The sequence below is a fragment of the Microbacterium sp. BK668 genome (assembly GCF_004362195.1).
GTDB lineage: Bacteria > Actinomycetota > Actinomycetes > Actinomycetales > Microbacteriaceae > Microbacterium.
Window position 1 is genome coordinate 13754 of the sequence record NZ_SNWG01000004.1, and the last position, 18606, is coordinate 32359.

Consider the following 18606-nt stretch of genomic DNA (forward strand, 5'->3'; position numbering starts at 1 on the left):
TCCGAGGACGGCGAGCCCGAGGTCTTCCCGCCGACCCTCCGCGAGGTCATGCTCCGGCCACGCTGGATCGCGATGCTCGGCCTGTGCCTCGTCGTGGCGGGGATCTTCGCGTGGCTCGGCCAATGGCAGCTCAGCCGGGCGATCGACACCGATCCCACCCCTCCCGGCGCGACCGAGGTCGTCCGGCCGCTGGCGGAGGTGACGGAGCCCGGCGAGTACCTGCCCGAGCCCCTGGTCGGGCAGCTCGTCGAGACCTCGGGCCGATGGGTGCCCGGCGACTTCCTCCTCGTCGAGTCGCGCTTCAACGACGGGGTCGAGGGGTACTGGGTGACCGGCCAGCTGCGGCTCGCCGACCCCGCCGCACCGACCTCGGTCGCCGTGGCCGTCGGCTGGGCGCCGACCGCCGAGGCCGCCCGGCGCGCCGCCGAGCAGCTGGATCAGGATGCCGCGGCGCCGTCGGCCGAGACCGTCACGGTGGTCGGTCGGCTCATCGCCGACGAGGGCCCGCTGCCTCCTCCGCGGGGGAGCGATCCGCAGACGATGACCCGCATGTCGCCGGCGGCGCTGCTCAGCTGGTGGCACGACACCGAGGGCCTCGACGTCTACCGCCCGTACATCGCGTCGCAGACCGCGCCGGGGGGACTCGACGACATCTCCTCCCCGCCGCCCGACGAAGGATCGCGGGTCAACTGGCTCAACATCTTCTACGCGGTCGAGTGGGCGGTCTTCGCCGGCTTCGCCTTCTACCTGTGGTATCGCCTGGCGAAGGATGCCTGGGAGAAGGAGGTCGAGGAGATGGAGGACCGCGACGCCACGGCCTGACGCGGACCGGCGCGAGTCTGCGCCAACCCGGTCCGGCGGGACGGTCGAGTCCGAGCCGGAGCGGCCGCGGTCAGCGTGCGTCGCCGTCGGCGTCCTGCGGCTGGTCGCTCCAGATCCACACCGTCGTCTCGGCGGGCACGACCCCGATCGGCGCATCGTCGCTCGTGAGGATCGCCTCCGGCGCATCGAGCGCGTAATCATCCGTGCCGAAGTTCGTGACCACGAGCCATCCGTTGGGCCTGCGGAACGAGAGCACGTCGGGTCGCCCGGTGTCCTGCCACTCCAGCTCTTCGTCCGTCTGCAGTCGATGGCGCCACCGGAGCGCCCGCCGGTAGAGCCGGAGGGTGGAGTGCGGATCGTGCTCCTGCACATCCACGGCGAGCTCCCCGAACCAGTCGGGCTGAGGCAGGTGCGCGCCGCCGCCACCGAAGCCGAAGGATGATCCCGAAGCGGTCCAGGGCAGCGGGACGCGGCATCCATCCCTCCCCAGGTCTTCCCCGGGCCGGCGGAAGAAGGTCGGATCCTGGCGCTGCGCCTCCGGGATCTCGGCGACCTCGTGCAGGCCCAGCTCCTCGCCCTGGTACAGGTAGGCAGCGCCGGGCAGCGCGAGGACGAACAGCGCGGCGGCCCGAGCCCGCCGGAGTCCGCGCGAGCGGTCGAGGACCGGCTGCGCGCCGCCCGACAGCAGCCACTCGTTGCCGTGCCGGCGGGCGGGCCGGCCGTCGGCGCCGCGCCCCGGATCGGGCAGGCCGTACCGGGTGGCGTGCCGGACGACGTCGTGGTTCGACAGCACCCACGTGGTCGACGACCCGGACTTCGCCGCGAGGGCGAGGTTGTCGGTCACGATGCGGCGGAACTGGTCGGCGTCGAAGTCCGCCTCGAGCAGCTCGAAGTTGAAGGCCTGTCCGAGGCTCTCGGGACTCGCGTAGAGCGGCACGCGGGAGGGGTCCACCCACGCTTCGGCCACCGCGGTGCGCGGCGGGTCGTACTCGTTGAAGACGCTTCGCCATTCGGCGTAGATCTCGTGCACGTCGTCGCGGTCGAGCACGGGGTGCTGCCCGTCCACGGGCATGGCGGCGAGTTCGTCGCGCGAGGGAAGGGGTTCGGTGAGGTCCTTGGTCAGCATGTGGGCGACATCGATGCGGAACCCGTCCACCCCTCGGTCGGACCAGAAGCGGATGGTGCGCACGAAGTCGGCGCGGACGTCCTCGTTGTCCCAGTTGAGGTCCGGCTGCTCCACGGCGAAGTGGTGCAGATACCACTGTCCGTCGGGAACGCGCTCCCACGCCGAGCCGCCGAACAGGGACTCCCAGTCGGTCGGCGGCTCCTGTCCATCGGCTCCCTTCCCATCGCGGAAGATGTACCGATCCCGCGCCGCCGAGCCCGGACCGGCGGCGAGGGCCTCTCGGAACCACGCGTGCTGATCCGAGGTGTGATTGGGGACGATGTCGACGACGACCTTGATGCCTCGTGCGTGCAGCGCCTCGGTCATCGCGTCGAAGTCGGCGAGGGTTCCCAGACGCGGGTCGACGTCGCGGTAATCCGCCACGTCGTAGCCGCCGTCGGCCAGTTCGGAGGGATAGAACGGGCTCAGCCACACCGCGTCGATGCCGAGCTCGGCGAGGTAGTCGACCCGGGACGTCACTCCCGGCAGATCGCCGAGCCCGTCACCGTCCGCATCGGCGAAGCTGCGCGGGTAGACCTGGTACACCGCCGCCTGGCGCCACCACGGGGGCCCCTCTTCCGGCACGGCACGGCTCTTCGTGGAAACGCCTTCCGTCGTCGTCACCGGATCAGCCCTTCACCGCGCCCTGGGTCACGCCCTCCATCACCCATCGCTGGGTGAACAGGTAGACGATGATCGCCGGAGCCATGGCCATCAGATAGGACGCGAAGGCGACGTTGTAGTTGTTGCTGAACTGCGACTGGAAGAGCGAGTTGAGCACCGGCAGGGTCTGCAGGGCCGGGTCGGCGATGATCAGCGAGGGCATCATGAAGTCGTTCCACGCGTAGAGGAACGCGAAGATGCCGATCGTCGCGCTCATCGGCGACAAGAGCGGGAAGATCATGTGCCAGAAGGTCTGCCAGGTGGTGGCGCCGTCGATGCGCGCGCTCTCCTCCAGCTCGAACGGGATCGAGCGGAGGAAGGCCGTGAACAGCAGCACACTGAAGCTCAGCTGGAACATCGTCGCGAGGATGATCACGCCGGCGGGGTTGGCCAGCCCGACGAGCCCCGTCATCTGCACCTGCGGCAACGCGACCACCGGGAACGGGATGAACATCGCCGCGAGCAGGTAGAAGAACGAGAACCGGAAGAGCTTGCGGTCCCAGTTGCGGACGATCGCGTACGAGGCGAACGCCGCGAGGAAGATCGTCGCCGTCACGACGCCCGCCGTCACCAGCACCGACATCGCCGCGCCCATCGGGAAGTTGGTGAGGTTCCAGGCTGTCACGAACCCCTCGATGCTCCAGGGCGAGGGCAGCGAGAATGCGTTCCCGTCCACCGCTTGCTCGCTGGTCTTGAACGCCATCATGACGGTGACGTAAAGCGGCAGGATGACCGTGATCGCGCACAGGACCAGGATGATGGTCGCGGTCCAGTTGACCCGCTCCATGCGGACCCGGCTCGAGGAGCGCTGCGGCGCGACGCCCTCGAGTACCTCGGTGGCCTCGACCGTTTCGACGACGAGGGCTGGTTGCACAGACATCAGAGGGAGTTCCTTCCGCGCGTGATCGAGAGCTGGAGGAGGGCGATGAGCAGCGTGATGATGAAGAAGACGGTCGCGTTGGCCATCTGGTAGGCGTAGTCGCCCGTCGTGAGTCCGGAGACGACCGTCATGGCGATGCTGTACGTCGAGGTGCCGGGACCGCCGCCGGTGAGGCCTTTGATGACGTCGTACGCGTTCAGGAATCCCTTGAAGCCCAGGATCACGTTGATCACGATGTACCCCACCATGAGCGGGATCGTGATGCGCGTGAGCTGCTGGAACTTGGAGGCCCCGTCGATGTCGGCCGCTTCGTAGACGTCCCCGGGAATCGAGAGAAGACCCGCGATGTAGATGAGCAGGGCGCCCGGGATCGCCTGCCAGGCGGTGACGATCACGATCGCCAGCCACGCCCAGTCCGGCTTGGCCAGGATGCTCTCCTGCAGCCAGGCGATGCCGGAGATCGTCCCGAAGGCCGGCAGCGAGTTGGAGAACAGGAACTTGAAGACGAAGGCGATGATGATCGCCGAGATCACCATCGGGATCACGAAGATCGTCCGCAGCGGTGTCTTCAGCCGGATCTGCGACGTCAGCCCCACCGCCAGCAGCAGAGCGATGACGTTCACGGCCACGACCGTGACGAGCGAGAACCCAAATGTGAAGAGGTAGCTCTGGAGGATGAGCGGGTCGCTCCACATGGAGATGTAGTTCGTCAGCCCGATGAACTTCCACTCGCCGAGGCCGATGGAGTTCGTGAAGCTGAAGAAGATGCCGATCACGGCCGGCACGGTGATCGCCAGCGTGAACAGGACCAGGGTGGGGATCAGGAACCAGTAGTAGAGGCCGTCGACGCGGCCTCGGGGCCGCGCCTGTCCCGATCGTCGCCTATTCTGCGTGACGATCGTCGTCGTGGTCGCCGCAGTCGTGGTGGTTGCCATGGGGGACTCCTTCGTTCCCGGTCACTGCTGTCGGTAAGCGAGCCGCGCGTAGTCGGCGTCGATGTTGCTGAGGATCCGCTGCGGATCGCTGCCTAGCATGATGGCCTGCGTGTAGTTCATGATCGGGATGGCTCGGGGCACGAGCTGCGTCGAACCCTGGTACATCTCGCCGGCGTCGATGTACTCCTGGAGGCCGATGATGCGCGGGTCCGTCACCGGCGGCGCGTTCTTCGTGGGCAGGAAGCCCAGCTGCGATTCGTTGTACGACTGGATGATCTCCGGCTGGTAGAGGTACTCGAGGAACTCCCGTGCGGCTTCCTTGTGCTCGGAGGCCTCGGGGATCCACGCGGCGAGGTCCATGTTGATGCGCGCCTTGAGGTCGTCCGGGTCGTTCGTCACCGGCAGGGGGAACATCCCGAGCTCGAGGTCGGGGGCCGCCTTGGCGATCTCGCCGAACGCCCACGGGCCCTGCATGTACATCGCGCCCTCGCCCTTGGCCATCGCCGTGTTGCCGTCCCCGTAGGTGCGGCTGGGAGCGTCGCTGTTGACGTACTGCGCCAGTTCGAGCATCTTGTCGACGGGCTCGGCCTGATCCTTCTGGAACGAGACGGGGGAGTCGGGGCCGACGTTCACACCCTCTTCCGCGAGGTCCTCGAAGAAGGCGAGCGTGTCGATCATGCCGCCGACGCTGTAGTCGTACCATCCCTGCCCGATGGTCCAGTTGTCGGCGAAGGTCGCGTAGAACGGGGTGACCCCCGCTGCCTCGAGCGTCTCGCAGACCTCGATCAGCTCGTCCCACGTCGTCGGCACTTCCAGGTCGTTGTCCTCGAAGATCTGCACGTTGTAGATGACCGCCGCGCCCATGATCGAGTACGGGATCGCGCTCGTGCGGCCCGGACACACGCCGAACTGGTCCATGAAGGGCTTCAGATCCTCGCGCACGCTCTGAGCCGCCTGCGTGTCGGAGATGTCCGACATCGCGCAGCGCTGGATGAAGCGCGCCGTCTCCTGGTTGTAGTTGTTCAGCCCGATGTCCGGCGGGTCTCCCCGCACGAAACCGGCCGAGAAGGCGTCCACTCCGGACGTGTCGAGGATGACGTTCACTTCGTCCTGAGACGCGTTGTAGGTCTTCACCAGCTCCCGCATGTACGGGATGGCCTCGGGTTTCGCGAACGCGAACCGGACGGTCTCCCGGCCGTCCGAGCTGCAGCCCGCGAGGCCGCCGCCGACGAGGGCGAGCGAGAGGAGAAGCCCTCCTATTCGAATCGGTCGATTTCCAGCTGCAGGCACTTCATCGTCCCTTCTGCCCGTCGGGAAAGACGCTATTGGTTCGGCTATTAGATCAACTGCGCGAATCAACTCTGCTATACTCATCTTCCACCCATCCCAGGCAAAGATCAAGAGCGATGTCGAACGCGCTGACCGATTCGGGGCCCACTCGGGCCGAGAGTCTTCGTGCCGTGCTGTCCTTCCTGTGGGATGCCGGGCCCTTCACGGCGACCGACGCCATGGCGGTGGGCTACACCCGCTCCACGACGATCGATCTCATCGACGAGCTCATCGACCGGGGACTCGTCCGAGAGCTCCCGAACGCGCGCACTGCGGGCGAGTACCGCAAGGGGCGCCCGGCTCGACGCTTCCAGCTCGATGCCGGGTTCCGTGCGGTGATCGGCGTGGACGCCGGTCGCGCGCACGTGACGGCCACCGTCGCCGATCTGGTGGGCGGCGTCCTCGCCAGCCACCACGCGACTCTCCGGCCGGCGGACGACCGGGCGGAATCGAGGCTCGCGGCGGTGCAGCGCGCGGTCGACGATGTGCTGGCCGAAGCGGGCATCGCGATGGATCAGGTGGTCGCTCTCTGCATCGGAGTGCCTGCACCGGTCGACGTCGACGGCGTCTCGCCCGCGGGCCGGGACGGTTTCTGGGCGCGTATGAATCCCGGGCTGCGTGACGCGTTTCCCGCCGTGCCGGCGGTGGAGGTGATGAACGATGCATCGCTGGCGGCGGTCGCGGAGGGCGCTGTGGGCGCGGGTCGCGGCCACGCGAACTACGTCGCGCTCCTCGCGGGCGAGCGGATGGGCGCCGGCGTCGTCATCGACGGTCGCGTGCTGCGCGGTGCGCACGGTGGAACCGGAGAGATGGCCGGGTTCGACTACGTCGAAGCCGTCGGCGGAGCGTGGGGCCTCGGCTACCGCCTCGCCGAGCACGCGAAGGCTGACGTCCGCCACGGGAAGGTCTCCGCACAGTCTCCTCTGTCGCGCCTCCGCACGGACGAAATCACCGGCCGGACGGTCCTCGAGCTCGCACGCGACGGGGATCCGGATGCCTCGCGTATCGTGGAGCGGATCGGCGGCATGCTCGCGACGATCGCCGCCGTGATCAACAGCTTCTTCGATCCGTCGCGCATCATCGTCTCCGGCGCGATCTCGGAAGGCGCCCAGCAGCTCATCGAGGTGGCGACGCGGCAGCTGCCCGAGCGGGTCGACCTTCCCGCGCCCGTGATCGTCGGGTCGAGCCTCGGTGCCGACGTCGTCTCCACCGGCGCGATCTTCCAGGCCATCCAGGCTGCGCGCGAGGTCGTGCTGCGCCTTCCCGCTCCTGCTCGCGGGGACGCCCGCGCCCTCCGTCCGGGCGGGGACGAGGCATCCGGCCGCTAAACTGGAGTCCATGCCCGCCGCCCCGAAACTCGCCTCCTTCCCGGCGATCCGCGGTGCGCTGAGGTTCTACCAGATCTGCTCGGTCATCACCGGCACGATGCTGCTGCTCCTGTGCGCCGAGATGATCGCCAAGTACCTGCTCGGCTACGAGCTGTTCCTCGGTGGGTCGGGGGGCCTCCTGTGGTTCGCGCCGGTCGTAGAGGGTCCCGAGGGCCTCGAGTCGACCGGCGACGGCTTCAACCTCTCGCTCGGCATCCTCGTCGCGCACGGCTGGTTCTACGTCGTCTACCTCTTCTCGTGCTTCCGCGTGTGGAGCCTCATGCGGTGGCACTTCACGCGCTTCCTGCTGCTCGCGGCCGGGGGTGTCGTTCCGTTCCTGTCGTTCTTCCTCGAAGCGCGCGTGGGCCGCGAGGTCAAGAGCTACCTCGCCGAGCGCGAGGCGGGCGAGACGCACGTTCTCGCGAAGCACTCGACGCTGACGCAGGCGATTCCCACCGAGCGCGACCAGCCGCTCATCTGACAGAAAGCACCCGTTGACCGAGCAGACCGAGACCTCCCAGCGCCCCGTCCTCGTCGTCGACTTCGGCGCCCAGTACGCACAGCTGATCGCCCGGCGCGTCCGCGAGGCCGGCGTCTACAGCGAGATCGTGCCGCACACCGCGTCGGCCTCCGACATCGCCGCCAAGAACCCGGTCGGCATCATCCTGTCGGGCGGACCGTCGTCGGTGTACGAAGAGGGCGCGCCCTCACTGGACGAGGGGGTGTTCGACCTCGGCGTGCCGACGCTCGGCATCTGTTACGGCTTCCAGGTCATGGCGCAGGCGCTCGGTGGCGAGGTCGCCAACACGGGGCTTCGCGAGTACGGGGCGACGGATGCCTCGCTGTCGGGCGACGGCGGCGTGCTCCTGGGCGGGCAGCCCGCGGCGCAGAACGTCTGGATGAGCCACGGCGACCAGGTATCGCGTGCCCCCGAGGGCTTCGACGTGCTCGCATCGACGACGGCGACGCCCGTCGCGGCGTTCGGGAGCGACGAGCGGCGCCTGTACGGCGTGCAGTGGCATCCCGAGGTCAAGCACTCCGACCACGGCCAGCGGGTGATCGAGAACTTCCTGCACCGAGCCGCCGGATTGCCCGCCGACTGGAACAGCGGCAACGTCATCGCCGAGCAGGTCAAGCGCATCCGCGAGCAGGTCGGTGACGGCCGCGTGCTGTGCGCCCTGTCCGGCGGCGTCGACTCGGCCGTCGCGGCGGCGCTCGTGCACAAGGCCGTCGGCGACCAGCTCGTCTGCGTGTTCGTCGACCACGGGCTCCTGCGCAAGGGCGAACGCGAGCAGGTCGAGAACGACTACGTCGTCTCCACCGGAGTCCGGCTCGTCACGATCGATGCCCGCGAGCAGTTCCTCACCTCGCTCGCCGGCGTGAGCGACCCCGAGCAGAAGCGCAAGATCATCGGGCGCGAGTTCATCCGCACGTTCGAGGCGGCCGAGCGGGACCTGGTCGCCGAGGCGGCGGCCGACGGCCAGCCGATCCGCTTCCTCGTGCAGGGGACGCTGTACCCCGACGTCGTCGAATCCGGCGGTGGCACCGGCACCGCGAACATCAAGTCCCACCACAACGTCGGGGGCCTGCCGGAAGACCTGCAGTTCGAGCTCGTCGAGCCGCTGCGGACGCTCTTCAAGGACGAGGTCCGCGCGATCGGCCGCGAGCTCGGCCTGCCGGAGGTCATCGTCTCGAGGCAGCCGTTTCCGGGCCCCGGCCTCGGCATCCGGATCGTGGGTGAGGTCACCGCTGACCGCCTCGCGATTCTGCAGGACGCCGACGCCATCGCTCGCGAGGAGCTGACGCGCGCGGGCCTGGACGGTGAGATCTGGCAGTGCCCTGTGGTGCTCCTCGCCGACGTGCGCTCGGTGGGTGTGCAGGGTGACGGCCGCACCTACGGCCACCCGATCGTGCTGCGCCCGGTGTCGAGCGAGGACGCGATGACGGCCGACTGGACGCGTCTTCCCTACGACGTGCTCTCGCGCATCTCGAATCGCATCACGAACGAGGTGCGGGACGTCAACCGGGTCGTCCTCGACGTGACCTCCAAGCCCCCGGGGACCATCGAGTGGGAGTGATCCGAAGGGGCCGGACGCCGCGTGAAGTGGCACCGGGTCCCCGCTCCGTCCCCTCGCGCGTGCGAGACCACTGATCCGAGCCCGAGCCCACACATCCGCGCACCATCGATGTGCGGGCTCGCGCACGGATGTGCGGGTTGAGCGTTCCCACGCTCGAGCGTGAGCCGCGCGGGATCCGCCGGGGTGGATCTGCCCGGGGCAGAACCGCCCCCAGCAGAACCCGCCCCGCCGTGGCCGGGCGCGGCGCAGGCTGGACGCATGGCTGAAGAAGGCACCCTCCCCCGGTTCGGGGCCGAGGCGCGACGCGAGCTGTTCCATCAGCGCGTGCTCGTGCTCGACGGCCCGCTCGACGACGACAACGGCACCCTCATCGCGACGCAGCTTCTCGCGCTGGCCGCCGAGGACGAGGCATCCGACATCGCGCTCTGGATCCACTCGCCCGGCGGCTCGGTGCCGTCGATGCTCGCGATCCGCGACGTCATGCGGCTCATTCCGAACGACGTCGCCACCCTCGCGCTCGGGTTGGCCTGCAGCGCGGGTCAGTTCCTCCTGAGCGCCGGCACGCCCGGCAAGCGCCGCGCCCTGCCGCACGCGCGGATCCTCATGCATCAGGGCTCGGCCGGCATCGGCGGCTCGACGGTCGAGGTCGAGGTGCAGGCCGGCGACCTGCGGCACATGCGTGACACCGTCCTCGGGCTCATCGCCGGCGACACCGGCCAGCCGATCGAGCGGATCTTCGAGGACTCGCTCCACGACCGCTGGTACACGGCGCCGGAGGCGCTCGATTACGGCTTCATCGACGGCATCGTGACGGACTTCGCGCAGGTCGTTCCTCGCCGCCGGCGCCCCGCCGGCCTCAGCGTCGGGGCGGCGGCATGACCTCGTACGCGATCCCCAACGTCGTGGCGCAGCATCCGCGTGGCGACCGCGTCATGGACGTCTACTCGCACCTGCTCGCCGAGCGCGTCGTCTACCTCGGCACCGGCATCGACGCGGGTGTCGCGAACGCCCTCATCGCGCAGCTGCTGCACCTCGACGCCGACAGCCCGGAGCGCGACATCCAGCTCTACATCAACTGCGAGGGCGGCGACCCGGCCGCGATGCTCGCGGTCTACGACACGATGCAGCACGTGAGGCCGGACGTCGCCACGACGGTCGTCGGGCAGGCGATCGGGGTGGGGGCGGTGATGCTCGCCGCAGGTGCGCCGGGCAAGCGCGCGGTGCTCCCGCACGCCCGGGTCGTGCTCCACCAGCCGGCCGGCCAGGGCCGCGGCGCGATCCCCGACCTCATCCTTCAGGCCGACGAGCTCGTCCGGGTGCGCGGCGACGTCGAGCAGATCCTGGCCGCGCATACCGGAAAGGATGCCGCGCAGCTCCGCGCCGACACCGACCGCGACCGCGTCTTCACCGCGGCCGACGCGGTCGCGTACGGGCTCGCCGACCGCGTGCTGGAGCGGGTGGGCGCCGGTCGACCCTGACTCACGAGCCGGCGATCTGCACAACTGAGGAAGAATCGGCTCCGTGCGCGGGCGCGGCCGCGGAATTCCCCTGATCCTGCTCAACCTGCGCGCTGTTCTTCCTGAGTTGGGAGGCTCGCACGGCGGGCACGCCCGAGCCGCGCCGCGTGAATCAGGCCGCGAGGGCGAACGCGGCGCGGACGCTGACGACAGCGCGCTCGGCCGCGCGGCTGCGCAGGTCATCCGCGACGGCCGCGGTCAGCTCGATGAGCGTGACGTCGAGGGCGCCGGCGACAGCGGCGATCATCTCGCTCGAGGGCTCCTTCAGGCCGCGCTCGATCTCGGAGAGGTACTGCGGCGAGACGCCTGCCCGGTCCGCCGTGTCGGCGAGGCGCTCGCCGCGCTCGTGCCGGAGGCGTCGCAGCAGATCGCCGAGCGCGTCGCGCCACAGCGGCTCGGGCTCGCGCGGAGCCGGCTTTCCCGTCGGCAGTTCGATGATCTCGGCCATGCGCTCACGATAGATCGGGACGCGTCGGCCACCGAGCCCTTCCGCTCAGAGCAGAACGGCCGCCGGGCGCGCTTCGTCTCGCTGGGCTCGCTCCACGACCGGGGAGGGTCGGCGCTTTCGGTCGTTGAGCGAGGGAGCGGAGCGACCGAGACGAAACGCGCCGAATGTCCGAGTGGCGGCGCGCATCGGCGGCCGCACGGGTGGGGGAGGATGGACGGATGACCGACCTCCTGCCCGACGCGCACTACCTCGTGCTCGCGAGCCGGCTGCTTCCAGACCGCGACGGCGGCTTCACGATCTCAGTCCTGCGGCGTGCCCTCGACATGGCCGAGGCGGGAGCCGGCCCCCTGCTCCTCACGATCGACCCGGGCGAATCCGAAGATCACGACTCCGACCGCATCGAGTGGGTGCGCCGGGGACTCCTGTCCGAGCCGGACGCCCTCCGCAACCTCTTCGACGACGCCCGCGCCGACCCCGCCTGGCTGCGCGCGGCGGCCGTCTCCGCACCGATCCCCGAGGCAGAGTGGCCGTATCGACCGATCACGGATGCCTCGGGGGCGACCGTCCTGGAACTCCCCGTCGTCAGCGGCGACCCCGCGTGGCACCTGACCGAGGCTCCGGTTCGCATCTGGACGGACGGCGAGCCGACCGGGTGGCTCCCCGGCTACGCCGGTCTCTATCGCGCGTGGATCAACGCCCTCGCCGCCCGCGCGGACAAGCCCGTCGTCCTCGTGTGCGAAGCCCGCCAGGTCGGCGAGGCGCTCGTCGCGCCGGGCGAGCCCGTGCTCGACCCGCGCGTGCGCATCGTCCACACCACCCATGCCTGCCACGTCCTCGCCCCGTTCGCTTGGGACTCGCCGATGGATGCCGCGTGGGAGCGCTGGTTCACCGTAGCCGACCGCTTCGACGCCGTCCTGTGGCTCACCCCGAGCCAGCAGCGAGATGTCGAGCGGCGGGTGGGACGCGTCATCCGTTCGTTCGTCGTTCCGCATCCCGCGCCGCAACCCGAGGATGTCGGCGCGACACCCGTGATCGGCCGCATCGTCATGCTCAACTCGCTCATTCCGCGCAAGCGCGTCGACCACGCGATCCGCGCGCTCGCCGCACTGCGGGCGACACGGCGCGAAGCGCACCTCCATGTGTACGGCGACGGCGCGCAGCGCGCCGAGCTGGAGCAGCTCGCCGCCGACCTCGGGGTCGCCGACGCGGTGGTGTTCCAGGGCCACGCACCGGACACATCCCGCGCGTGGGCCGAGGCCGACGTGTTCGTGCTCGCCAGCACCAACGAGGGCCAGCCGCTCGTCGTGCTCGAGGCTCTCGGCGTGGGAGTGCCGGTCGTGAGCTACGACATGCCGTACGGTCCGCGCGACACCCTCGCCCTCGGGGGCGGCCGGCTCGTCGGCGACGGCGATGTCGACGCGCTCGCCTCGACGCTCGCCGAGGTGATCGGCGACCGCGCACTGCGCGAGAGGCTCTCGCATGAAGGCCGCGCAGCCGCTGCCGAGATGGATGCCGCGGCCTCGATGCGCGCGATGGGCGAAGCCGTCCGCGCGGCCATCGAGGAGCCGGCGCAGCGGGCCGGACGGTGACGGTTCGATCGCGCCCCCGGTCGTTGAGCGAGCGAAGCGAGACGAAACGCGCCTGACCTCCGATCGGACGCCCGGCCCGTTTCGTCCGCGGTCGCTGCGCGACCTCCGCTCAACGACCGGAATCGACGGCGCGGCCCGTTTCGTCTGCGGTCGCTGCGCGACCTCCGCTCAACGACCGGGAGCGCCGGGCCAGACCTTGCCGGCCCAAGGGTCGTAGTCGGCGATCAGCTCCTCCTGCGCAGGGCGCCCGGCCTCGGGCACGTGCTGCAGGTTGATCCGGACGCGGTACCACAGCGAACTCGATCCCCGCATGCCGTCGATCATGACGTCGGCGGGGTGCAGCTCCGCCGCGACCTCTGGATGCCGCGCCTTCCACTGCTCGAGCGCCTCGAGCGCCTCGGGCTTGGTCTTGGTGCGGGCGACCTCGATCAGGGGCATCGTCGAGACCCGCCGGCCCGAGCCGTCGCCGCCGCGCGGCGGCTTCTCGGCCGGTCCGAGGTCCTTCGCGAGCTGCAGCAGCCCGTCGAGCGTCCCGACGGCGTCGTCGATGCCCGCGTGCGGATCCCCGCGATCCGCGAACCGAGCCGGCACGGTGCGGACGGTGAACTCCTCGGGCCGCCGGTCGTGCAGCTCGGCCCAGTCGAGAGGCGTCGAGACCCGCGCATCCGCCAGGGGCCGCACGGAATACGCGGATGCCACCGTCCGGTCCTTCGCGTTCTGGTTGAAGTCGACGAACACGCTCTCGCCGCGCTCCTCCTTCCACCAGCGCGCCGTGGCGAGCCCCGGTGCGCGGTTCTCGACCTCGCGTGCGACGGTCTCGGCCGCGAGCCGCACATCGCGGAAGTCCCACTGCGGCGCGATGCGCGCCAGGATGTGCAGTCCGCGCGAGCCACTCGTCTTCGGCCACCCGACGAGCCCGTAGTCGTCGAGCACTTCGCGCGCCACCATCGCGACATCCACGATCTGCGACCAGTCGACCCCCGGCATGGGGTCGAGGTCGATGCGCAGCTCGTCGGGATGGTCGAGGTCCTCCGCCCGCACGGGGTGCGGGTTGAGGTCGAGGCATCCGAGGTTCACGACCCAGACGAGGCCCGCCGTGTCGCGGATCACGGCCTCCTCCGCAGAACGGCCTGAGGCGTAGTGCAGCGTCGCCGTCTCGACGTAGTCGGGGTGGTTCTCGGGCACGCGCTTCTGGAAGAACGGCTCGGTGTCGATGCCCTTCGGGAACCGCTTGAGCACCATGGGGCGTCCGCCGGCGCCACGCAGCGCGCCCTCCGCGACGGCGACGTAGTACTGCACGAGCTCGAGCTTGGTGATCCCGGGCTCGGGGAACACGACCTTGTCGGGGCTCGAGACGCGCACGTCGCGCCCGGCCGCCTCGACGAACGTCTCGGACTTCGAAGGGCTCATGTGGCCCACGCTAGGGCGATGACGGATGCCGCGGCCAGGGCTTGCGAGAAGCCGCGGCTTCGGCGTCCCCGCGCGCGAGCGACGCAAAGGGCCGCCCCGAACGGGACGGCCCTTCGCGCGAGAGGTGACGGCTAGTTGCTGCCGCGCAGGATCGCAAGGATGCGGAGGATCTCGACGTACAGCCACACGACCGTCACCATGATGCCGAAGCCGCCGAGCCAGCCGTACTGACGGGGAGCGCCGTTGCGGACGCCCTGCTGGATCGAGTCGAAGTCGATGACGAGCGAGTACGCGGCCATGATGACGACCAGCACGCCGATGATGAGGCCGAGCGGGATGCCGAAGACCGTGGCGCTGTACAGGCCGAACATCTGATCGGCGGGGAGGACGCCGAAGAGCATCAGACCGACGTTGAGGAGGGCGAACACCAGGTAGCCGACCATCGCGATCATCCAGATCTTGGTCGCGCGCTTGGACGCGCGGACCTTGCCGCTGGCGAAGAGGGCGAGTGTCACACCGACGACGGCGAGGGTCGCGAGCGTCGCCTGGATGACGATCCCCGGCCAAAGGAACTCGAAGTAGGCCGAGATGCCACCGACGAAGAGCCCTTCGAAGGCGGCGTAGGCGAAGATCAGAGCGGGACGGACCTTCTTACGTGACGTGAAGATGACGACCATCGCCATGACGAAGCCACCGAGGGCGCCGATGATCCACGGCATGATCGTCGGGTTCGGGTTCTCAACCGACACCGGAGCCATCGTCCAGACCCAGCCCGCGACCGCGCCGACGAGCAGCACGACGAAGAGGCCGAGCGTCTTCATGACGGTGTCCTCGACCGTCATGCGCCCCGTCTCGACCGAACCGGCCGGGGGAGCGGCGTAGGCGCCCTCGAGGCGGGCGTTGGCGGCAGCATCCATTCCGGCGTGCGCCGTCGAGGCGTACTGGGTCGGTCCGCCGAGGTTCGCCGCCTGCGGACCACCCGGGTAGGTCTTCACTGCGCGCGGGTCCTGGAAGGCGGGGTTGTTGAATGCGGGGTTTGCCGAGGCCATGCTCGATCACACTCCATTGGTCGTTAGCAGCACGGTGCTGTTGATCAACGATATCCGATGGGTGGTATTCCGCCGGGGGCCGGTGCTGTGAAGGGTCTTTGAGCCCGCGGGGCGATCGTCGCCCCGCGGGCCGCGGATAGCCTGGATCCATGCCGCGCATTCGCCCGCTCGTGATCGGGCATCGCGGAGCTCCGGGGTACCGGCCCGAGCACTCCCGCTCCTCGTACGACCTCGCGCTCGCGATGGGCGTCGACGCCGTCGAACCCGACATCGTGGTCTCGCGGGATGGCGTGCTCGTGGTCCGGCACGAGAACGAGATCGGTTCGACGACGGATGTCTCGACTCGTCCCGAGTTCGCCGACCGGCGCACGACGAAGGTCGTCGACGGCGCCGAGCTGACCGGCTGGTTCACCGAGGACTTCGCGTGGGAGGAGCTCGCGACGCTGCGGTGCCGGGAGCGGCTGCCCAAGATCCGCGAGAGCAGCGCATCGTTCGACGACCAGCAGAGCGTGCTTCGCCTGCACGACGTGCTCGAGCTCGTGCGCGGAGCCTCGCTCGAACAGGGACGCGAGATCGGCGTCGTCCTCGAGATCAAGCACGCCACGTATTTCGAGGGACTCGGATGGGATGTCGCGTCCCTCGTCGACGCCGAGCTCCGGGCCTCGCGCTGGGCGGGCGGCGAGCTGCCGCTCGTCATCGAGTCGTTCGAGTCGACGGTGCTCGCGCGGGTGAAGGAACGAGGCATCCGCGGCGCGTACGTCTACCTGCTGGAGGCGTCGGGGAGCGCGTTCGACCTCGTGGCAGCGCACGGGAAGGCGGCGCCGACGTATCGGCAGACCGCGACCCCCGCGGGACTCGACGCTCTCGCAGGGGTCGTCGACGGCATCAGCCTCGACAAGCGGATGATCCTCGCGCCGGATCGTCTGGGCCGGGCGACGGGGCCGTCGCGGGTCGTAGCGGACGGGCACGAGCGCGGGCTGCAGGTCTTCGCGTGGACATGCCGCCCGGAGAATGCGTTCCTCGTGCCGCAGTTCCGGACGCGCGGGGGCGCCGCCGCCTTCGGCGACTGGGAGTCGGAGTGGGCGGTCATTCGGGATGCCGGCATCGACGGTGTCTTCGTCGACCATCCCGACCTCGGCGTGTCGTTCTTCCGCTGAGTGCAGCCCGGTCCTGGAGCCCGTCGAAGGGGTGATAGCGGCGCCTTCTCGCGACGTCGGCGCGTTTCGTCTCGGTCGCTCCGCTCCCTCGCTCAACGACCGCGGGAGAGGCGCGCCACCCGCCGGTCGTTGAGCGAGCGAAGCGAGACGAAACGCGCCTAACCCTCGAAGGAACTACGTCCGCCTGGCGTTCGCCTCGGTCGCGGGCTCGGCGTGCAATGAGCACTGCTCAGCGGAAGGGATTCGCCCTGTCGCCCCCGCCCGCGTCGGCGATCCCCGCCGCGTAACCCTGGTCCCAGGCATCCCCTCGTCCCTCGAGGTCCTGGCGCAGCGCGTCGGCCGCGAGGATGCGCTGCGCGAGCACGACCCAGTCCGACCAGTGCGCAGCGCCGTCGGCCTGCCAGAGGTCGGCGTCGTCGAGGGGACGCAGCGCGATGCGCCCGATGTCGATCGGCCTTCTGCGGGAATCCGCCATGGTCTCGCCTCCGCGGGCAAGGCTAGTGCTCCACAGCCCGGCCGGGGCGCTGAGCGCCTGTGCGACGATGCTGGAGATGGATGCCGATGCCACCGCAGAGCTGCGGAGACTCCGGGCGCGGGCTTATGGGCCCGGTGCCGACATCCACGACGATCCCGCGGCGATGCGGCGGCTCGAAGAGCTCGAGGAGCGGAATCGCCCCGGGGAGGACGACGCGGTCCGGCCCGCCAGGCCGAGCGACCCGGTGCAGGCTCGGCCGGCCGCGGCGATCGGCACCGAAGACCCGGCCGACCCCGAAGACCCGGCCGGCCCCGAAGACCGGGCCGACCCCGAAGACCCGACCGACCCCGGAGACGCGTCGGACGAGCCCGCCGAGGCTCCCCGCCGCTTCCGCTTCTGGGTCCCGTCCCTCTGGGCCGCCTCTCTTCTCGTCGTCGCGGTGCTCGCCGGCGTCTGGACGCTCACCACGACCGTCGCGGTACTGACGCCGATCGAGCGCACCGGCGAGGGGCGTCAGATCGCCGTGCTTCACGTGGATCCGGGCTTCCAGCCGCCGCCGATCTTCGGACAGGGTGAAGTCGGGCAGGTCGGCTACGAGGACTTCCACGGCCTGACGGCGATCTCGACGACGGGCTCGTGGATGGGCGGACCCGGTGCGCCCGAGGGCCGATGCCTCTTCGTCATGCGCACGGACGCGATCGACGTCGACTCCCAGTCGTTCAACGGACCGATCTTCAACGACTGCACCGCCGGCACCTTCCCGGCGACGATCGAGATCGGCGTGGGCCGGGATCTTCCGGCCGAGATCCGCGACCGCTTCCCCGAGGGAAGCGCGCTGCAGTTCGTCCTCGACGGCGATCGCGTCGGAGTGTTCACCGACGCCGGATGACCGCCGCCGAGTCGGGCCTACGCGGCCGTTCGAGCGCCTGCGTCGCGCTGCACCAGGCCGTACGACGGGTCGCGCAGCGCGCGGATCCAGGCGTACTGCTCGGATCCGGGGAGCGGATGCCGTGCCGCGTCAAAGCGCAATTCGGTGTCGTCCTGGTCGGGTGCGAGCCGGAGCTCGACATCGGCGAACGGATGCCATTTGCCCGTCGTCGTCGCGTGGTGCAGCCGCAGCCGCCATCCGCTCGTCTCGAGCTCCTCGTCGAGCGCCGGCCCGCCGGCGGGCAAGGCGCCGGGTGCGAGCGTGCGCGCGCAGACGAGCACCGGTCCCTGCGTGCCGCGGTACGGCAGCAGCGTCCCGAGTCGTGCCCGCGCGGGTGAGCGCTGCGGCAGCAGCAGGAAGCGGGAGGGGATGCCGAGGCTCGACGAAGACAGCTCGAGGTCGGCCGGCCGCCCGTCGGCGTCGAAGCGGAGTGCGAGTCCGAGGATGTCGGGGAAGCCGTCCGGCAGCCCGACCGAGCGGGAGAGCCGCGCGACGACCGGCTGCGGTGCGGGGGGCACGGTGTCGATCCACGCGATCCCCGATGGCGCCGCGTTCGGAAGCCACGTGATCCAGCCCTCGAGCACCCGGCCTCGCGAATGGATGGGCCGCGGGCGACGCAGGAGGAGGATCGCAGCGAAGGCCGCGCGCAGCATCCATCCCGCGAACTGGGCGATGCGAGTCAGCATCCGGCCATCATGCGGGCTGGCGGCCTGCATGCGTGGGGGACTTCTCGCGGGGGCCTTCTCGCGTTACCCTGCGCCGGCACATCGAACGTAGCGCGATGTTCCGACGCG

At 70.0% G+C, this 18606-nt stretch carries 18 protein-coding genes; 9 read left to right on the forward strand and 9 right to left on the reverse strand.

Annotated elements, in window-relative coordinates; all coding sequences use genetic code 11:
* Window positions 1–48 precede the first annotated feature (48 nt).
* Window positions 49–822: an SURF1 family cytochrome oxidase biogenesis protein gene (locus tag EV279_RS16400; RefSeq protein ID WP_133546091.1), complete on the forward strand. Its 774-nt coding sequence runs from the start codon at window positions 49–51 to the stop codon at window positions 820–822.
* A 70-nt stretch (window positions 823–892) separates the two neighbouring features.
* On the opposite strand, the gene EV279_RS16405 is transcribed toward EV279_RS16400, so the two are convergent.
* From EV279_RS16405 to EV279_RS16420, 4 genes are all read right to left on the reverse strand, one after another.
* A complete protein-coding gene (locus tag EV279_RS16405; protein ID WP_133545968.1) occupies window positions 893–2611 on the reverse strand; it encodes a glycoside hydrolase family 13 protein in 1719 nt (572 codons plus the stop codon).
* 4 nt (window positions 2612–2615) lie between these two features.
* Complete coding sequence (locus EV279_RS16410) at window positions 2616–3437, reverse strand: carbohydrate ABC transporter permease (protein ID WP_243728667.1); 822 nt, start codon at window positions 3435–3437, stop codon at window positions 2616–2618.
* Window positions 3438–3529: 92 nt separating this feature from the next.
* Complete coding sequence (locus EV279_RS16415) at window positions 3530–4465, reverse strand: sugar ABC transporter permease (protein WP_133545972.1); 936 nt, start codon at window positions 4463–4465, stop codon at window positions 3530–3532.
* Window positions 4466–4486: 21 nt separating this feature from the next.
* On the reverse strand, window positions 4487–5755 hold the full coding sequence (locus EV279_RS16420; protein WP_243728663.1) for an extracellular solute-binding protein: 1269 nt from the start codon (window positions 5753–5755) through the stop codon (window positions 4487–4489).
* A gap of 170 nt (window positions 5756–5925) precedes the next feature.
* Between EV279_RS16420 and EV279_RS16425 the strand changes: the two genes are divergently transcribed.
* The 5 genes from EV279_RS16425 (at window position 5926) to EV279_RS16445 (ending at window position 10717) form a co-directional block, all read left to right on the forward strand.
* On the forward strand, window positions 5926–7122 hold the full coding sequence (locus EV279_RS16425; RefSeq protein ID WP_243728664.1) for an ROK family protein: 1197 nt from the start codon (window positions 5926–5928) through the stop codon (window positions 7120–7122).
* 10 nt (window positions 7123–7132) lie between these two features.
* The gene (locus tag EV279_RS16430) at window positions 7133–7642 is read left to right on the forward strand and encodes a DUF3817 domain-containing protein (RefSeq protein WP_133545978.1); all 510 of its coding nucleotides are present in this window, start codon (window positions 7133–7135) and stop codon (window positions 7640–7642) included.
* 13 nt (window positions 7643–7655) lie between these two features.
* Window positions 7656–9239: a glutamine-hydrolyzing GMP synthase gene (gene guaA / locus EV279_RS16435; RefSeq protein ID WP_133545980.1), complete on the forward strand. Its 1584-nt coding sequence runs from the start codon at window positions 7656–7658 to the stop codon at window positions 9237–9239.
* A gap of 258 nt (window positions 9240–9497) precedes the next feature.
* A complete protein-coding gene (locus tag EV279_RS16440; protein ID WP_133545981.1) occupies window positions 9498–10118 on the forward strand; it encodes an ATP-dependent Clp protease proteolytic subunit in 621 nt (206 codons plus the stop codon).
* Complete coding sequence (locus EV279_RS16445) at window positions 10115–10717, forward strand: ATP-dependent Clp protease proteolytic subunit (protein WP_133545983.1); 603 nt, start codon at window positions 10115–10117, stop codon at window positions 10715–10717. The genes EV279_RS16440 and EV279_RS16445 overlap by 4 nt, the downstream gene beginning before the upstream one ends.
* A 151-nt stretch (window positions 10718–10868) precedes the next feature.
* Here EV279_RS16445 and EV279_RS16450 read toward each other — a convergent pair whose 3' ends face one another.
* Window positions 10869–11204, reverse strand: a complete 336-nt coding sequence (locus tag EV279_RS16450; protein WP_133545985.1) for a helix-turn-helix transcriptional regulator — start codon at window positions 11202–11204, stop codon at window positions 10869–10871.
* Between the two features lie 218 nt (window positions 11205–11422).
* Between EV279_RS16450 and EV279_RS16455 the strand changes: the two genes are divergently transcribed.
* Complete coding sequence (locus EV279_RS16455) at window positions 11423–12793, forward strand: glycosyltransferase (RefSeq protein WP_166644551.1); 1371 nt, start codon at window positions 11423–11425, stop codon at window positions 12791–12793.
* 168 nt (window positions 12794–12961) lie between these two features.
* On the opposite strand, the gene ligD is transcribed toward EV279_RS16455, so the two are convergent.
* Together ligD and EV279_RS16465 are read right to left on the reverse strand one after the other, a co-directional pair.
* Window positions 12962–14203, reverse strand: coding sequence for a non-homologous end-joining DNA ligase (gene ligD, locus EV279_RS16460; RefSeq protein WP_133545989.1), 1242 nt, complete (start codon window positions 14201–14203; stop codon window positions 12962–12964).
* 131 nt (window positions 14204–14334) lie between these two features.
* Window positions 14335–15252, reverse strand: coding sequence for a Bax inhibitor-1/YccA family protein (locus EV279_RS16465; protein ID WP_133545991.1), 918 nt, complete (start codon window positions 15250–15252; stop codon window positions 14335–14337).
* A gap of 149 nt (window positions 15253–15401) precedes the next feature.
* On the opposite strand from EV279_RS16465, the gene EV279_RS16470 reads away from it, so the two are divergent.
* Window positions 15402–16409 (forward strand): glycerophosphodiester phosphodiesterase family protein, encoded by a 1008-nt coding sequence (locus tag EV279_RS16470; RefSeq protein ID WP_133545993.1) that lies wholly within the window; start codon window positions 15402–15404, stop codon window positions 16407–16409.
* Between the two features lie 229 nt (window positions 16410–16638).
* Here EV279_RS16470 and EV279_RS16475 read toward each other — a convergent pair whose 3' ends face one another.
* Entirely contained in the window at window positions 16639–16884 is a 246-nt protein-coding gene (locus EV279_RS16475; RefSeq protein WP_133545995.1) for a hypothetical protein, read from the reverse strand.
* A gap of 76 nt (window positions 16885–16960) precedes the next feature.
* On the opposite strand from EV279_RS16475, the gene EV279_RS16480 reads away from it, so the two are divergent.
* A complete protein-coding gene (locus tag EV279_RS16480) occupies window positions 16961–17773 on the forward strand; it encodes a hypothetical protein (RefSeq protein WP_133545997.1) in 813 nt (270 codons plus the stop codon).
* Window positions 17774–17790: 17 nt separating this feature from the next.
* On the opposite strand, the gene EV279_RS16485 is transcribed toward EV279_RS16480, so the two are convergent.
* Window positions 17791–18498: a hypothetical protein gene (locus tag EV279_RS16485; protein WP_133545999.1), complete on the reverse strand. Its 708-nt coding sequence runs from the start codon at window positions 18496–18498 to the stop codon at window positions 17791–17793.
* Between the last annotated feature and the right edge of the window lie 108 nt (window positions 18499–18606).

Excerpts from the sequence above, each read along its gene's own strand:
- EV279_RS16400 (WP_133546091.1), top strand. The coding sequence starts at position 49 with ATGCTCCGGCCACGCTGGATCGCGATGCTCGGCCTGTGCCTCGTCGTG.
- EV279_RS16410 (WP_243728667.1), bottom strand. The coding sequence starts at position 3,437 with ATGGAGCGGGTCAACTGGACCGCGACCATCATCCTGGTCCTGTGCGCG.
- EV279_RS16415 (WP_133545972.1), bottom strand. The coding sequence starts at position 4,465 with ATGGCAACCACCACGACTGCGGCGACCACGACGACGATCGTCACGCAG.
- EV279_RS16430 (WP_133545978.1), top strand. The coding sequence starts at position 7,133 with ATGCCCGCCGCCCCGAAACTCGCCTCCTTCCCGGCGATCCGCGGTGCG.
- EV279_RS16440 (WP_133545981.1), top strand. The coding sequence starts at position 9,498 with ATGGCTGAAGAAGGCACCCTCCCCCGGTTCGGGGCCGAGGCGCGACGC.
- EV279_RS16445 (WP_133545983.1), top strand. The coding sequence starts at position 10,115 with ATGACCTCGTACGCGATCCCCAACGTCGTGGCGCAGCATCCGCGTGGC.
- EV279_RS16450 (WP_133545985.1), bottom strand. The coding sequence starts at position 11,204 with ATGGCCGAGATCATCGAACTGCCGACGGGAAAGCCGGCTCCGCGCGAG.
- EV279_RS16455 (WP_166644551.1), top strand. The coding sequence starts at position 11,423 with ATGACCGACCTCCTGCCCGACGCGCACTACCTCGTGCTCGCGAGCCGG.
- ligD (WP_133545989.1), bottom strand. The coding sequence starts at position 14,203 with ATGAGCCCTTCGAAGTCCGAGACGTTCGTCGAGGCGGCCGGGCGCGAC.
- EV279_RS16465 (WP_133545991.1), bottom strand. The coding sequence starts at position 15,252 with ATGGCCTCGGCAAACCCCGCATTCAACAACCCCGCCTTCCAGGACCCG.
- EV279_RS16470 (WP_133545993.1), top strand. The coding sequence starts at position 15,402 with ATGCCGCGCATTCGCCCGCTCGTGATCGGGCATCGCGGAGCTCCGGGG.
- EV279_RS16475 (WP_133545995.1), bottom strand. The coding sequence starts at position 16,884 with ATGGCGGATTCCCGCAGAAGGCCGATCGACATCGGGCGCATCGCGCTG.
- EV279_RS16480 (WP_133545997.1), top strand. The coding sequence starts at position 16,961 with ATGGATGCCGATGCCACCGCAGAGCTGCGGAGACTCCGGGCGCGGGCT.
- EV279_RS16485 (WP_133545999.1), bottom strand. The coding sequence starts at position 18,498 with ATGCTGACTCGCATCGCCCAGTTCGCGGGATGGATGCTGCGCGCGGCC.